General features: G+C 42.5%; 15 protein-coding genes. 6 read left to right on the plus strand and 9 right to left on the minus strand.

Annotated elements, in window-relative coordinates:
• Nucleotides 1–28: 28 nt before the first annotated feature.
• From F0261_RS14115 to fldA, 4 genes are all read left to right on the plus strand, one after another.
• Complete coding sequence (locus F0261_RS14115) at nucleotides 29–427, plus strand: H-NS family nucleoid-associated regulatory protein (protein ID WP_014949737.1); 399 nt, start codon at nucleotides 29–31, stop codon at nucleotides 425–427.
• An 82-nt stretch (nucleotides 428–509) separates the two neighbouring features.
• Complete coding sequence (locus tag F0261_RS14120; RefSeq protein ID WP_171338278.1) at nucleotides 510–1,289, plus strand: alpha/beta fold hydrolase; 780 nt, start codon at nucleotides 510–512, stop codon at nucleotides 1,287–1,289.
• Between the two features lie 124 nt (nucleotides 1,290–1,413).
• The gene (locus tag F0261_RS14125; RefSeq protein WP_012519093.1) at nucleotides 1,414–1,632 is read left to right on the plus strand and encodes a DUF2788 domain-containing protein; all 219 of its coding nucleotides are present in this window, start codon (nucleotides 1,414–1,416) and stop codon (nucleotides 1,630–1,632) included.
• Between the two features lie 26 nt (nucleotides 1,633–1,658).
• The gene (gene fldA / locus F0261_RS14130; protein ID WP_014998614.1) at nucleotides 1,659–2,183 is read left to right on the plus strand and encodes a flavodoxin FldA; all 525 of its coding nucleotides are present in this window, start codon (nucleotides 1,659–1,661) and stop codon (nucleotides 2,181–2,183) included.
• An 84-nt stretch (nucleotides 2,184–2,267) separates the two neighbouring features.
• Here fldA and F0261_RS14135 read toward each other — a convergent pair whose 3' ends face one another.
• The 4 genes from F0261_RS14135 to F0261_RS14150 form a co-directional block, all read right to left on the minus strand.
• Nucleotides 2,268–2,903, minus strand: a complete 636-nt coding sequence (locus F0261_RS14135; protein ID WP_171338279.1) for a hypothetical protein — start codon at nucleotides 2,901–2,903, stop codon at nucleotides 2,268–2,270.
• A gap of 19 nt (nucleotides 2,904–2,922) precedes the next feature.
• Nucleotides 2,923–4,737, minus strand: coding sequence for a hypothetical protein (locus tag F0261_RS14140; RefSeq protein WP_171338280.1), 1,815 nt, complete (start codon nucleotides 4,735–4,737; stop codon nucleotides 2,923–2,925).
• Nucleotides 4,738–4,764: 27 nt separating this feature from the next.
• Nucleotides 4,765–5,103 (minus strand): hypothetical protein, encoded by a 339-nt coding sequence (locus tag F0261_RS14145; protein ID WP_171338281.1) that lies wholly within the window; start codon nucleotides 5,101–5,103, stop codon nucleotides 4,765–4,767.
• Between the two features lie 197 nt (nucleotides 5,104–5,300).
• Nucleotides 5,301–6,323: a PD40 domain-containing protein gene (locus F0261_RS14150; RefSeq protein WP_171338282.1), complete on the minus strand. Its 1,023-nt coding sequence runs from the start codon at nucleotides 6,321–6,323 to the stop codon at nucleotides 5,301–5,303.
• Between the two features lie 120 nt (nucleotides 6,324–6,443).
• Between F0261_RS14150 and F0261_RS14155 the strand changes: the two genes are divergently transcribed.
• On the plus strand, nucleotides 6,444–8,540 hold the full coding sequence (locus tag F0261_RS14155; RefSeq protein WP_171338283.1) for a TonB-dependent receptor: 2,097 nt from the start codon (nucleotides 6,444–6,446) through the stop codon (nucleotides 8,538–8,540).
• On the opposite strand, the gene F0261_RS14160 is transcribed toward F0261_RS14155, so the two are convergent.
• Nucleotides 8,537–10,543: a methyl-accepting chemotaxis protein gene (locus F0261_RS14160; protein ID WP_171338284.1), complete on the minus strand. Its 2,007-nt coding sequence runs from the start codon at nucleotides 10,541–10,543 to the stop codon at nucleotides 8,537–8,539. The two genes, F0261_RS14155 and F0261_RS14160, sit on opposite strands and share 4 nt — an antisense overlap.
• Nucleotides 10,544–10,858: 315 nt before the next feature.
• On the opposite strand from F0261_RS14160, the gene fur reads away from it, so the two are divergent.
• A complete protein-coding gene (gene fur, locus F0261_RS14165) occupies nucleotides 10,859–11,287 on the plus strand; it encodes a ferric iron uptake transcriptional regulator (protein ID WP_014949741.1) in 429 nt (142 codons plus the stop codon).
• A 50-nt stretch (nucleotides 11,288–11,337) separates the two neighbouring features.
• Here the strand turns inward: fur and F0261_RS14170 are convergent, their stop codons facing one another.
• From F0261_RS14170 to F0261_RS14185, 4 genes are all read right to left on the minus strand, one after another.
• Entirely contained in the window at nucleotides 11,338–12,204 is an 867-nt protein-coding gene (locus tag F0261_RS14170) for a D-amino acid aminotransferase (protein ID WP_014949742.1), read from the minus strand.
• On the minus strand, nucleotides 12,201–13,148 hold the full coding sequence (locus F0261_RS14175) for a biotin-dependent carboxyltransferase family protein (RefSeq protein WP_171338285.1): 948 nt from the start codon (nucleotides 13,146–13,148) through the stop codon (nucleotides 12,201–12,203). Before F0261_RS14175 ends, F0261_RS14170 begins: the two co-directional genes overlap by 4 nt.
• Entirely contained in the window at nucleotides 13,145–13,885 is a 741-nt protein-coding gene (locus F0261_RS14180; RefSeq protein ID WP_171338286.1) for an allophanate hydrolase subunit 1, read from the minus strand. Before F0261_RS14180 ends, F0261_RS14175 begins: the two co-directional genes overlap by 4 nt.
• 135 nt (nucleotides 13,886–14,020) lie before the next feature.
• Entirely contained in the window at nucleotides 14,021–14,758 is a 738-nt protein-coding gene (locus F0261_RS14185; RefSeq protein ID WP_171338287.1) for a 5-oxoprolinase subunit PxpA, read from the minus strand.
• Nucleotides 14,759–14,789 lie beyond the last annotated feature (31 nt).

Raw genomic sequence — 14,789 nt, forward strand, 5'->3', positions numbered from 1 at the left:
ATTAAGTACAACGTATTAAGGTTAATTAATGAGCGATTTTTTAGATATTTTAACCCATGGAAGACGTTTACAAGGTGCTGTTAAGGAATTAAGCATTGAAGAACTTGAACAAGTTCAAGAAAAACTTAGCGGTATAATTGAGAAAAGAAAAGAAAAATTAGTAGAACAAGAAAAGCTTGAGAAAGAAAAATTAGAGAAGCTCGCTGCTATTAAAAAGCAAATGGAAGAAGCGGGTTTAAATGTTGAAGATCTACAGGCATTAAATGTAGAAACAAACAAAAAGGTTGGCAAAAAACGTCCGGTTAAATACAAGCTTGTTGATAGCAAGGGTGAAGAACACCTTTGGACAGGTATAGGACGCATGCCTCGCGTTTATAAAGAAGCGCTAGATAGCGGTAAGTCACTCGACGATTACGCCATTAATTAATTGATATTGTGAATTAAACAAGGCCTGTTTTTACAGGCCTTATTTTGTTTGAACAGCATGTTCAGAAACGGATAAGTATATTGTGAAGTTGAACTACAAACTTTCGGAATGCGCTTCTACCTCTCCTTGGCTGATTCTCATTCATGGATTATTTGGAAATGCCGATAATTTAGCCGGCATTAAGCGCCACTTTGAGTCTAATTACAATGTGATCAGCATTGATCTGCCTGACCACGGTGAATCCCCGTGGACATCTTCATTTTCTGTCGACGATGCTGCAAATGCGGTGTTCGAGATTATACAATCGCTTAATATTAGAGAATGCGCGGTTTTAGGCCACTCATTAGGCGGCAAAGTAGCCATGAGATTAGCCTTAAACCACGGCGACTTTGTTTCTCACCTCATTGTCGCCGATATTGCACCAGTATCTTACGACCATAGCCACCAATCCGTATTTGATGGACTCAAGGCCGTTCCTTTAGATGCAATTCAAAGTAGAAAAGATGCTGAAAAAGAAATGGCTAAACATGTGAAAGAGCCAGGCGTTCGACAATTCCTATTGAAGAGCCTATATCAAGATGAAAATGGCGATTGGAAATGGCGTTTTAATGTCGATGGATTAATTGCCAGTTATTCACACATTATTGATTGGGAACAAACAAATCAAACATTTGATGGCGTAACATTATTCATCAAGGGCAGTGAGTCTGATTATATTACGCCAGCCTATCGCGATGAAATAACGCGTTATTTTCCTAAGGCTAAAGCACATGTAATAGAAGGTACTGGCCACTGGTTACATGCAGAAAAGCCAGCGGTCTTTAACGCCGTTGTAGAAAGAACGCTCAATAAATCGTCTTAAAGAAGGGTTTTCATCATCATTTAAGATGAGAATGACTATTATTACCTATTTTTGAACGTTTTAGGCTCTTACAGGCGTATATACTGTGATATAGTTGCGCCAGATTTTTTTAAGTAACAACACTATGCTTGCAGAAAATTACGAACTCATTGAGTCCATCATGCTGTATGGCGGCTTATCTATCCTTTTTGGGTTGATGGGTTTTGCTGTACACGATGTACTGCGTAAGAACGATGTGCCACTTATTGGACGAGTGGTAACGTACGGTGTGCTAGGTTTAGGCGCATTAGGGTTTCTTGCGAAGGGCATTATTGAATGGTTTTGGCTAAGCACAGGCGTTTAATTAGTAACGATTAATAGAGGTTAGATATGGCAAGCGTTGGCCTATTTTTCGGAAGTGACACGGGTAATACCGAACATGTTGCGAAAATGATCCAGAAGGAATTGGGTAAACAGCTAATTGATGTTAAAGACATTGCCAAGAGCAGTAAAGAAGACATCGCTGAATTTGATTTGCTTATCTTTGGTATCCCTACGTGGTACTACGGTGAAGCGCAATGCGATTGGGATGATTTCTTTCCTGAACTAGAGCAAATTGACTTCAACGACAAGTTAGTTGCTATTTTTGGCTGCGGTGACCAAGAAGACTACGCGGAATACTTCTTAGACGCTATGGGTATGGTACGCGATATCGTAGAAGCCAAAGGCGCTATCTTAGTGGGTCAGTGGTCGACTGAAGGTTATGATTTTGAAGCGTCTAAAGGTATGGCTGACGACAATCATTTTGTTGGTCTTGGTATCGATGAAGACCGTCAACCAGAACTAACAGAATCTCGCGTTAAAGCGTGGTGTAAGCAAATTCACGATGAACTTTGCTTGGCCGAACTTGCATAAGCTTAAAAAAAGACCGCGTTTCTATCGATCTGCGGTCTTTTTCATTACTTCTCTTTTATCCGGTGCATGCTGAAGCAATCCCTCCTAGCGTTTAATCTGTCTTACGAAAGGTGCTGTAGCAATCATCATCATTAAAAAGATGATGCCAGATGACGGTGCGGAAACCTGTGTAGTTACTCTTGCACTCCTCGCGTCAACATTGGTAAGGTCATTTCCTTGGCCATCGCCCAATAACAAAACCGTCAAGTCAAGATCGGTAAACTCCCCCATTTCTAAATCAATCACGTTAAAAGTTAGAGAAGCAAGTGTAGTTACGGTTGATTGCAAAAACTCAAGGTCACTTGAAAATAGAAAACTGAATAAATTCAAGTTTATTGAGTTTCCTGCTGCGTTAAGCCCGCTCATGGTGTCATCGGTGTAAGCATCAGCAGTTAAATCAAAGAAATCATTTGTAATTATACTTCCTAGCGCGTCGCTGTAGTCAAAACTAACAAAGCTAAGCACCGTATTATCAAATGAAACGTCAACATCAAATACGCCTATCGTAGTATCGATTGGGTCGCCAAGATCACCTGCTATGAGGTCAACAGTAACCACTTGCCCTGTACCCGAAACCTGAATAGAGGGTGACAGTGCAATAAATACAGCGTGCACAGGTAACGAAGCCGTCGCAAATAAAGCAGTAATCGAAAACAGCATTGCTTTAATGATTTTTTTCATAACACTTTCCTTATAGTCTTTATTGCGGAGCAGTCACTGCACAGCGCGCATTGGTACAAGAATCTACACACGCTCTTGCATCGAGCCTGTTTATTACTCCATTGTTATCAATATCTAACGGATCATTCGCAGCTGCAGGTCCAGACGCCGAAATAATCAGGTTTAAATCAAATCTATCAACGAAGCCATCTTCATTAACATCACACGCACCAACCTCTGCCAGCGTAGCTAGCGCTAAGTCTGAAAAATGGGGGCTATCACCATCATCATTGGGACGAAGCTCTACCCTCATTTGCATGAATCGGCCCACTGCTCCCAAACCAGGATTGCCATTCGACGCATCTTGATAACTGATAAGCTCTAACTGGTTTTCAACATCTGACGCTCTGTAACGTACTCGAATGCTTGAACCTGGAGGGATATCGCCATCGGGTTCATTGTTCCAAGAAACCATATCCCATTCAGTACCGGGGCTACCACTATCTCTTGTCACTATCCAAATACCGCTTCTATCGGTTACATTTCGTGCAGCAAAGCCTGTAGAGTCACTGTAGGTGTAAGGGTTTGCACCGACGGGTTTAATGAGTAACTGATTACCTGTTGCTCCATCAAATTTCGCCACATTATTACTATTTAAGCCCATAACCCAAACATTTTGGTTACTGTCCACAGCTACCCCTACTGATGTTGAAGTTGGGTTCGGCGTAGACCAGACTCTTGTGCCGTCGGGCCGTGTTTTAATTACAGTGGATAATCCACCTATTAAGTTACCATCTCCATCTGAAGATATTCCGTATTGAGTATTAAAATTTGGAGCTAGCGTAAACTCACCAGTTAGAGGGTTTCCATCATTGGCAGGAGCGGCTCCCTCAGGTGCGTTAGGATCATATTCATTAAAATCTCGACCTGAGCGCCCGAAGTACACCTTATCGTTAGCCAACGCTATTCCATATCCACTGGCGCGAATAGACTTTGTCCCCAAGAAAGGATCACTTGCAGTGTTCACTAAGTTTGTATCAACTACAGCCATAACTGAAGAAAGCGTTGCGCTCCACAAGATTCCATCGCCGTCAATCAAGCAACCATAAGGCCTATGGCCGGGGGTTCCAATAGGTCCGTTCAGTACCGTACCATCGTCAGAATCGACTCGATAATATTCAGAAGCGTTATACATTCCCAACCAGATATTTCCATCTGGGGCAATACATAGTGAACGGCCTAACCCACGGTCCCCACCTATCTGTTTGACCCAAGCAATTCGTTCATCAACTATTTCATCTGCGTCATATATACCATTACCATTACTATCAACAGGCATTGGCATTTCGTTCGGATCGTTTCTATCAATAGAGCAATCTCCATTTACATCTCTTGACGTGTCAATGACCCCGTTGCCATTTCTGTCAATACCGCCCTCAGCCAAAATTTTCATAACACTAGGTGGCTTGTTGTCGAAATGACGGTTAGCAACGTACACGTTGCCTTCTATATCGACTGCTGTTCTTGAAGGAGCAGGTCCTGAGTAGGCTCCATGAAAGTTAGTAAAAAACCAAGTACTGTACCGTGCTTCTTCGCAATCAGTATCTGTGTTTATTTTTGATACCGAGTCCTCACCTGCATTTGCTACCCAAAGTACTGGAAAAGTAGAGCCTGTTTCACTAAGTACCAGCGATTCTGTAAGTGCATCGTATTCCAGCGAATTAAGGCTACCCTGCACAAAGTCGCTATCTATGGTGTAAACCACTTCCTGAGAAGAAACTGCACTTGAGGCAATTGCTAACGTCAAACCTAAAGAAACAAAAAGTGATGGTTTTGCTTTTCTAATCATTTTCATAATTACATCCTCTGTTTTCTCTATGCCTTATTGACGTGCACTAATTGATGACACTTCTTTTCCATCAATAACAGCTGTTATCCTCACTGTACTCGCGTCACTCAATGCTCTGAACGTTAATTCAAATTGGCCAGAGCTATCTGTATACACTGTCTCTTCAGATAAGAGTGCACCGGAAGAATCATCTAAGGCTTTGATATCAATGTAAGTGCTAGAAGGTGCACCTCCTCCACTGACTTGAATGTCTTCGTTCATGGATAATACGGATGGGGAATTTAGCCAGGCTGCCTCTGCAGCATACGCGTACAACGTTATCGAGTGTGCTGCGAAAACTATCCCCGAAAGGGCCAGTAATTTTCGCTTCATTGGAAAGTCCTTTATGCAATATTTAAGTAAGTCTTAACGCACTACTAAGACATTAGACCTAATGCATATACCAAGCCATATCGATAAACAGCTCATTTTTTAACCACTTACAGTTTTTCGGTAAACCTTTAATTAAAAAAATGCAAAAAAAGCTGACAGCATTAGGGTTAGGAAAACTTTGCAGGTATCTACAGTAGCTACTCTCTAGGAATTGGCCTTACTTTTGGCAATAAATGGAATCCGCTATCTGTAGGCGAAACTGGGGTGTGAGTATCTGTATTAATCTCAAATAAAACGCTCGTGAACCTTCCTTCTACATACTGCGTGTAGGTTACGATCTTTCCATCACTTGACCATGATGGATTCATTATTTCTATACCGGAAGGTGAAAGTTGTTCGGATAATTTGCTTTCTAAGTCTAATAAATACAGCTGTCTAGTTGTACCATCAAGCCTTGAGCTCAAGAATAACAAATTATTCGGAGGGAAAAACCGACCTTCAATATCGATGAAGGGACTTTCAACGATTAAATCTAATTGATTGTTAGAAATATCTAGGTGGTAGATGTTTATGTTTTTTTCATACCTAGCCGTTACGTACAGCGAAGAATCAGACTCGCCCCAATCAAAGTCTAATATTCTGTACTGAGTAGGTACTATTTCTGACTTTATACCTTGCTTGGTTAATATCGTTATATTGTCATTTTCAATAACTGCTATTCGGTTTCCGTCCCGTGAAAATTTAGGTGATATAAGTTCGGATTTCTCTGAGGTGTAAACTGTTTGGATATTGGACATTAAATCCACTGTTTTCACTGATTGTTTTTCGTCATCAGTACCAATGAATACTAAAAGATTCTCATTGGGAGAAAACTCTATCCAAGTTGGACTATGCACCGTGTCTACTAGTGTTTTTCGCTTTCTGCTAGCAACGTTATAAAGCTCAATAAATGTTGAATTAAGCGTTCTACCCAGAAACGCCAAGTGGTTTCCATCGAAACTCCATGTAGGATTGAGGTCGTCAAGCTCATTGTTTGTGACTTGGTTAACTTCCTGAGATTTTATGTTTTTGATATAAATATCTAAATTACCATCTGCATTAGACAAGTAGGCCACGCTTTGCTCACTGTCAGCCACTTTTGCTGAGCGCTCATCTGTCGCGCCACAACCGATTAAACCGCAAAGCGAAAAAAAAAGTAGTGTCAATTTACGCGTTGTCATTTCTCTCTCCCTGTAGATAAAAGTAAACTTGCCAACATTTCCATTTTGTTGTACAAAAAAAATACAATTTAGTAAAGAGTCGTTGCTTTATTGATATCATTTACAACAAAGGAAGTTACGATGAATACGAAACTACGCACCTCTAAAGTTAAATTTTACACGTTAATTTTAACCAGTTATTTAGGTATTTCCTCAAGCTCTTACGCAAACGTTTTGCTAGAAGATGACGTCGAAGTTATTGAAATTACTGGAAGTAAGACCTTTGACACTATTTCAACACTCCCCTATACCGCCTACGTGTTAGATAGACAGCCAATAGAAAAGGCAAATTTCAGAAATATCATTGACAACTTCAAGTTAGTACCTGGCGTTCTTGTACAAAAAACCTCTCACGGCCAAGGCTCTCCGTTCATTCGTGGTTTCACTGGATACCGAAATTTGATGCTGATAGACGGGATCAGACTGAATAACTCTACATTTCGCTCTGGCCCCAACCAATATTGGAGTACCATTGACATAGGTTCTGTGCAGCAGATTGAAATAATTAAAGGCCCGCAAGGCGTCGAATACGGATCTGATGGAATTGGCGCTATCGTTAATGCTTCAACAATAACACCAACGTTTAATAAAAACTCACTGCGCTTTATGACGCGACTCGCCGAAGGCGAAAATTCGAATATATTCGGGTCTCGATTAAATCTTTCAAGTTCAGCAGATAGCGCACTCACCATGGGGGTTACGAAAAAAGACTTTGGCGACTTCCAAATGGCTAGCGGTACGCTACAAAACAGCGGCTACGACGAACTAGCTTACGACATCAAGTGGCAAAAGCAATTGGCTAACAGCACAGTCACAATTGCGCACTACGCGGTTAAACAAGATGATGTTCCAAGAACGCATAAAACAATATTTGGCCATTCTTTCGCTGGTACGACAATTGGCAGCGAATTACAAAGAGATCACGACCAAACTCGAAACCTTACCTATGCTAAATTTAGTCATCAGCCATTATCAAACCCTTTTTATACCGACCTAGACCTTACTTTATCCTATCATCAGCAAGATGAAGAGCGCACGCGATTGAGAACAGGTGACAGGTTTGATCAACAAGAAACGAATGTAGCAACGACAGGCATAAGCGCTACACTCTCTAAACACATCAACGATGCTCTTCGTTTCAATTACGGACTTGATGCCTACCATGATGATATAGAAAGCTACGCCAGTAATAATCCCATTCAAGGGCCTGTTGCTGGGGATGCCGATTACCTAAATAGCGGTCTTTTTGCCAAAGTTGTCGGTAACCCAATGGAACAACTCACGTTAGCGCTAGGGGCAAGATATACCTACATTTCTGCAGAATCAGATAAAATTCAAAGCCCTATTACTTCAGATGTCATTTCGCTTGATAGAACGTGGAATAACGTTGCACTAGCATTAGAAGGTATCTACGCCTTGAGCCATAACGCGAGTGCATATCTCACAGTAGCCGAAGGTTTCAGAGCGCCAAATTTTTCTGATTTAAGTCGCTTTGACTCTGCAAGAAGCAACGAATTTGAAGTGCCATCCACCAATCTCGAGCCTGAACAATACTTGAGTACAGAACTTGGACTTCGCCTGGCTTATCAAAGCTGGAAGCTCAACACAGGTTTTTATTACACTGATATAGAAGACCAAATTGTTAGATTTCCAACAGGGACCGTAAACTTTGATGGGGAATTTGAGATTAGTAAAGCTAACGCCACTAGCGGAGAAGTCTATGGTTGGGAGTTTGATTTTCTAGCTCAGTTAAACGAACAGTGGTCATTTAGAATTTTTGGCTCTCTTAACTATGGAGAGACGTTCCAATTTCCAGAGTCACTGAGCGAGCCTAAGAAAGAGTACATTGGCCGGCTAATGCCACATAACGTAGGAGGTATCGTTAACTATGAGTCTAGTGATAAACGTTGGTATGCCCAAGCTGAAATTTTAGCTCAGCAGAGAGCCGATAGGCTTTCAACTCGCGATATCAGAGATACAGACAGAATCCCCCCTGAAGGTACGCCAGGCCATGTGATTGTGTCTTTACGGGCAGGCTACACAGTTTCAGATACGCTGAACTTAGCTGCAAGCATTGAAAATGTTGCCGACAAAGATTATCGCATCCATGGTTCTGGCCAAAATGAAGTAGGCAGGAACATCAGTGTAGCGCTTAACTGGGATGTCGAATTTGATTAAAGCTGAAAGCGCTCAACCGCTTTTCTCAAGCTTTCTGTCTGCGCATCCAAGAGCATCGTTGATTCGTTGGACTGGCGCGTGCTTTGCGCACTGGAGTCGGCTAAAGCAACTATGCGGTTCAAACTTTTCGCAACATCACCAAGTAAAACATCTTGTTGTTCGGTATCAGCGACAATGTGTTCATTAATATCGCTTAACCGCTCAATGATTTCTCTAATACTCTCTACTTGTTGAGATACTTGCTGGGTAATTTCCACCCCTTCTTGCGCTTGTTCGCGCCCTGCATTAATTGCTTTTACTGCCTGCGCAGCATCTTTTTGTAAGTTCCCAATCATCTGCTCAATTTCTTCCGTAGAGTCATGGGTGCGGTTGGCTAGCGTTCGCACTTCATCCGCAACAACCGCAAAGCCTCTACCTTGTTCACCAGCTCTTGCGGCTTCAATGGCTGCATTCAATGCTAACAAGTTGGTTTGCTCTGCAATCGTTTTAATCACGTCTAAGATACTGCCAATATTACGAGAGTTGTCGTCCAAACGATTAATTATCTGCGCCGAAGACTCCGCCTGTTTGGCTTGATTACCCACCTGCTGACTGCTTTTTTGTACCAATTGACCAATGTCTGTACTTTGCTTTGTTATATCGCGTAGGGCGTCCATTGCTTCATTAATTTGGGCGAGGTTGCTGCGGCTTTTTTCCTGTACATGTTTTGTATTCGTAGACGTTACCGTTACTTGTTCACGTTGCTTGTCTACCTCAGATAAGCTCTTATTACCCAGCTCTACGCTTTCTTTTGTAATGTCTATAAGGCGTTTTTCTTGCTCTAATATATTGCCCACTAGCTCTCGTAAACTATCGGTTAGGCTGTTCACTTTTGCGGAAAGGGCAGAAAACTCGTCATTGCCCTCTTGAGGCAATTTGGTGCTTAAATCCCCTTTACTTAGCTGACTTAAGCCTTTATTGATACGGCCAAGGGGTTTGGAAATACTACGTGTTACAATAACCGCTAAAAATATTGCAGCAACCAAGCCCAGTGCCGCGACAATGATATTGCGCACAAGGTTGGCCTGAACAGATTCAAGAATGGCGTTCTGTCCATCAAGAGATTGCTTCTGGACAGCGTCAAACAAAGTATTAATGTCGGCAAGTGCGGTTTCTAACGCTTCTTTTGCTTCCTTCTGAGCTTTCGCAGCTTTGTCTACTTCAGAAAGTTTTTGTCGCTGCAAAGCAATTAATCCATTTGTGCCGTTTACCGCTTCCATCAGTAAATCATACTGTTCGTTAAAAGATGCTATCGTACCGCCATCATCAACACCCGTGGCTAAACGGTTTACATAGTCTTTATCTACTTGCAAATTGCTTAACTGATACTCCAAATCCTCAATGATATTGGCGCTTTGTGTGGCACTGTCGGTTTCTGCAAGTTCTATGAACGAATCGTTCATGGTTAGCAATTTGTTGTCTATTGCAGTACCCGCACCAATAAGCGTTTCAATGCTGGGGTTATCCCCTTCTAAATAAGAAAGGTCTAGCATTAGGGCACTGGCTTCATCAGCGGTCATCAAAACTTTTTCTAGCTGTGTAGCAAGGGCCTTTTCGATATTCATTCGTTCGTTGATGGCGGTATACATGTCGTTACTACTATTAACGTAGGCTAGACTAACGTCGACAGCGTTACTGGCTACCGCGTTATTTGGCATAAGTGAGTTTAAACGAGACAAGTCGTCAGAGAATGCGGAAGATAAAGTATCAAACGTCTCTTTGTTTGCGACCAGCTCTTCTCTATTTTCGACATGATATCCGTTGGCAGTAATCACTGATAAAGAGAGGATCTCAGTCTTTACTTTTACCATGCTGGTCTGAACTGGCATCTTTTGCTCTACAACGTCTTGTGCAGAATCTTTTATTCCGCTAAGACCAAAATAGGAAAGAATACTGGTAAGTAATAATAAGCAGCCGAATAAGCCAAAGCCTAACGTGATTTTATTTATAATTGTTAACTGCATGGGCACTTCCACCAAAAAAACATGCCAAAAAATAAAAAGGGTTGTATCGCCTTTTTAAGTTTAGTTTAACAGGATGTTAATTCAATGCATCAAAAGTTTTATTTATTTTGCACATTTGTTAGATAAATCTTGCACTTACAATCTGGTCAGGCCAGACACCATGCGGGCTGTATCGAAGTAACAATTTTTATCGCACCAGTGCAATGGATAAATTTTCAGCGAGAAAACAAAGTTTCCACGGTTTTGCTTTTAAATTGTTTCAACTTACCTATAATAACCACCAAATACTTATTCACTCGTTCTTAGTAGGTTGTAATGGATCAAAATAAAGAATTGAAAAAAGCAGGGCTAAAAGTCACTCTGCCTCGCCTTAAAATTTTACAAATTCTGCAAGAGCCAGAAAACCAACACATCAGCGCTGAAGACGTTTACAAAATCCTTATCGAACAGGGTGAAGAAATTGGTCTTGCTACCGTGTACCGCGTGTTAAACCAATTTGATGATGCAGGCATTCTCAATCGCCACCATTTCGAAGGTGGAAAATCTGTATTTGAGATCAGTCACAAAGATCACCACGACCACCTTGTGTGTCTGAAGTGTGGCAAGGTCATTGAGTTTGAAGATGACATTATCGAAGAACGCCAAGAGATGATCGCAAAGCAACACAAGATGAAGCTAACGCATCACAGCCTATACTTATACGGTGAGTGTACAGACGGTAACTGCGACAACTTACCTGAATAAGTAACAGTTTTATTCTAGCAAAAGGCCCGCTTTAAGCGGGCCTTTTTTCGTTACGCTTTAAACTTATATGCGTGGTAAGCCTTAATTGCTTTCTCCCACACGTCACCCACTTCCCCTGTGCCAATAGGTTTTCCGTCTACTTCAACTACCGGGGCAACTTCTTTGCTTGAAGAGGTTAACCATACTTCATCTGCCTCCAGCAACTCATCTTTGCTAAACCAAGTTTCTGTAACAACCAGGCCTGCCTGTTTAAATGCTTCAATTGCAATGGCGCGAGTAATACCGGGAAGAAGTTCATGGTTTAAGGGGGGCGTAGATATACATCCGTCTTTCACCATAAACACGTTGCATGAACTTGCCTCTGTTATCATACCTTCGCTGTTGTACAAAATAGTTTCGTTAACGCCTGCGTCAACACCTGCTTGATAGTGCATTACATTGCCTAACAAGGATGTGGATTTGATATGGCAGCGTTGCCACCTTTTATCCTGTTGAAGCGCAACTTTGAAAGGCCTTGCTTCAGATTTTGCTGTGGGCTGTGGTGGCGCTATTTCAAAAGCAAACCCGAATACCGTAGGTGCTATATTCTTAGGGTATGCATGAAAACGTTTTGTATCGGTGCCACGGCTTACGTGAAAATAAACACCAATGTTTCCGCTTTCTATAAATGCTTTGTTTTTTTCGACCAAGCTGGTCAAAATGTCTTGCCATTCTTCTGCTGAATAAGGGTTAGCGATTTCAATAGCTTTAAGGCCTTGCGCCATACGCGATGTGTGCCCCTTGAAGCCTACTGCGCTACCAGAATACGTTGGAATGACTTCATAAATACCATCACCAAAAAGGAAGCCTCTGTCCATCGGAGAAATTTTAGCCTCAGAAAGAGGCATATACTCACCGTTTAAAAACGCAATCGTCACAATATTTCTCCTTGTAGTCGGCGACGCCTACTTGTCATCAGTAGCCAGTCTGCCCTTGCTTCTTCTTCATGTTGAAAAACAAAATTCACTTTTTCGCCTGGCACGGCTTGGGCCAAGCGACTTATATCACAGGGGCTTACACAGCCAAGTTTTGGATAACCCCCTAATGTTTGTCTGTCGCGCATCATTACAATAGGCTGCCCGTCGCCGGGAACTTGAATTGCACCTAAATGAATTGCCTCTGAGCGCATGTTTTCTATATCGGCTGTAACTAATTCACCGGTCAACCTAAAGCCCATGCGATCGATAGCCGATGAAACCGTATAGCTGCTTGTTTCAAACGTGCGTAAAGCAACAGCGCTAAAACTCGAAAACTGATACCCGGGAATAACCCGAATAGACTCTAAAAAACCATAGTTGTCTATGTGCTGCCGCGAGAGAGTGCGCATTCTAGCGGTGCTTTTAATTCTGCTGTTAGCTGAAATGTCGATGCAATCGCCATCTTTTAACGCGCATCCCTTACCATCCAACCCACCAAGTTGTTCGCGTACTACCGTACATGCACTCCCTACCGCTTTTGGCACATGCCAATTTCCACCTATTGCCAAATAGGCTTTGCTACCAAGTAGAGCGCTGCCAAACGTAATAGTTGCGCCTGCCGGTACATGTTGGCTCTGGTATGTTGCTTTAACGTTACCATCTACGTCGAGTGACGGTTCCCTGCCAGTCACAGCAATAATACAATCTTCATCAACCCGTAATCGCATTTCACCAATCGCTTCGAAGCATGGCGTACCGTCTAAATTGAAGGCTAGAAAATTGGCCCAATCATAGGCGTTACTATCCATAGGGCCTGATTCACAAAATCCATCCCGTTGCCGCCCTACTCGTCCGTTATCAATAATAAGGCTATACAGTCCCTTATTGAGTACTTCAATTTTCATCGTTCAACCTGCAATCCTGCTATATATTCCTGTTCAGTAACCGAAACGAACTTAACGACATCACCTGCTTTTAACCGCGCTTCACTTTGCTCTTCGCTGTGAATGAGCATGTCAAATGCCGTAAGTCCCAATAGGTTCCAGCCTCCTGGTGATTCACTGGGATAAACGGCAGTTTGCCTATCAGCGATTGCAACCGCACCTTTGGGTACCCGTTTGCGCGGTGTGCCTAGTCGCGCACATTTGAGCGCTTCCGGAGTATCGCCCATATAGGCAAATCCCGGAGAAAACCCCACTGCGTATACTTTATAAGTAGTGCCCGTGTGCAATTCGATAATTTCTTCAATGGACAGCGACGTTTTCTTACTCACTACGCTTAAATCACTTGCATTAGGCGCACCGTACCAAACAGGAATTTCAATCACGGCGCTACTTTCATTCTCTTTTGCTTGCAAAGAGAATGATTGCAGGCTCATGTCTTCAGCGCTTAGATTACTGATGGCACGGTATACACCGTGGCTATCAATTAATGCCATATCAAAAATAATCAACAGGCTGTCATAGGAAGGCACACACTCACGCAGCCAAGCCCACGAATCGCTTCCCTTTTTGCTATCTATCGCTGTCAGCATGTGATGACAGGCATTATTCGCGTCGTCCAGGTTTGCGCCATCAAAATACAAAATAATGGCGTCTGCACTTGCTGTAACTATTCGCTTAATGCGACCGAAAGCTTGCATCTACTGTCCTTGTTATTTAAACGGCTGTCATTGCTTGGTTCTGAGTACTTGGTTTTAGATATACCACTCTCAGCACAACAATGGATAACAGCCTCTTGTATTGTTCTTGTAAAATGTGTTTTTTATGAGGCAGGTTTATAGAAATGTTCTGATTTTCTTTGCAATATTCACCGCCCCTTTAGTATCACCATGAACACACAGAGAATCCGCTTCTATTGCAAGTGTTGCTCCCGAGGCTGTCGTTACTGTTCCCGATGATATAAGTTGTTTAGCTTGAAGCAATGCGTCGCTCTCGCTTAACACGGCACCTTCGATCAAGCGAGATTGCAGTAAACCTTCATCGGTATAACGCCTGTCTGAAAACGCTTCAAAATACAACGGCAGCCCCCACTCTTGCGCAGCTTCTTTAAGCGCCGTATTTTGCGACGTAGCCTGTACCATTAGCGCAAGGGGCGAATCTAACGACTGCATATTTATTTCAGCTATGCTTTGCATTACTGTGCGCATGACAGCTGTATCTTTCATCATGTCATTGTAAAGCGCACCATGAGGTTTCACATAGCTTACGTTGGCCCCGCAAGCCTTTGCCATTCCACTCAATGCACTCACTTGATATTGGATCATAGCGCTGAGTTCATCAGCAGCAATCGCCATACTTCTGCGACCAAATCCCTGTAAGTCTGGATAGGCTGGATGGGCACCTATGACCACGTCATGTTGTTTAGCTGACAGAACAGCCTGCTTCATGACTAACGGATCACCCGCATGAAAACCACATGCAATGTTGGCCTGATCAATTTCTGCCATAATGGCCGCTTCCACCGGCATAGACCATGCGCCAAAACTCTCACCTAAATCGCAATTTAACTTCATAATGGTTTAGCTCTTACGTTCATTCCAGTAT

Origin of the sequence: Alteromonas sp. 07-89-2, from assembly GCF_013113925.1 — a bacterium.
GTDB lineage: Bacteria > Pseudomonadota > Gammaproteobacteria > Enterobacterales > Alteromonadaceae > Alteromonas > Alteromonas macleodii.

Coding starts and splice junctions, on each gene's coding strand:
- F0261_RS14135 (WP_171338279.1), bottom strand. CDS start 2,903: ATGAAAAAAATCATTAAAGCAATGCTGTTTTCGATTACTGCTTTATTT.
- F0261_RS14125 (WP_012519093.1), top strand. CDS start 1,414: ATGCTTGCAGAAAATTACGAACTCATTGAGTCCATCATGCTGTATGGC.
- F0261_RS14115 (WP_014949737.1), top strand. CDS start 29: ATGAGCGATTTTTTAGATATTTTAACCCATGGAAGACGTTTACAAGGT.
- F0261_RS14160 (WP_171338284.1), bottom strand. CDS start 10,543: ATGCAGTTAACAATTATAAATAAAATCACGTTAGGCTTTGGCTTATTC.
- F0261_RS14145 (WP_171338281.1), bottom strand. CDS start 5,103: ATGAAGCGAAAATTACTGGCCCTTTCGGGGATAGTTTTCGCAGCACAC.
- F0261_RS14185 (WP_171338287.1), bottom strand. CDS start 14,758: ATGAAGTTAAATTGCGATTTAGGTGAGAGTTTTGGCGCATGGTCTATG.
- fur (WP_014949741.1), top strand. CDS start 10,859: ATGGATCAAAATAAAGAATTGAAAAAAGCAGGGCTAAAAGTCACTCTG.
- F0261_RS14150 (WP_171338282.1), bottom strand. CDS start 6,323: ATGACAACGCGTAAATTGACACTACTTTTTTTTTCGCTTTGCGGTTTA.
- F0261_RS14180 (WP_171338286.1), bottom strand. CDS start 13,885: ATGCAAGCTTTCGGTCGCATTAAGCGAATAGTTACAGCAAGTGCAGAC.
- F0261_RS14155 (WP_171338283.1), top strand. CDS start 6,444: ATGAATACGAAACTACGCACCTCTAAAGTTAAATTTTACACGTTAATT.
- F0261_RS14140 (WP_171338280.1), bottom strand. CDS start 4,737: ATGAAAATGATTAGAAAAGCAAAACCATCACTTTTTGTTTCTTTAGGT.
- fldA (WP_014998614.1), top strand. CDS start 1,659: ATGGCAAGCGTTGGCCTATTTTTCGGAAGTGACACGGGTAATACCGAA.
- F0261_RS14175 (WP_171338285.1), bottom strand. CDS start 13,148: ATGAAAATTGAAGTACTCAATAAGGGACTGTATAGCCTTATTATTGAT.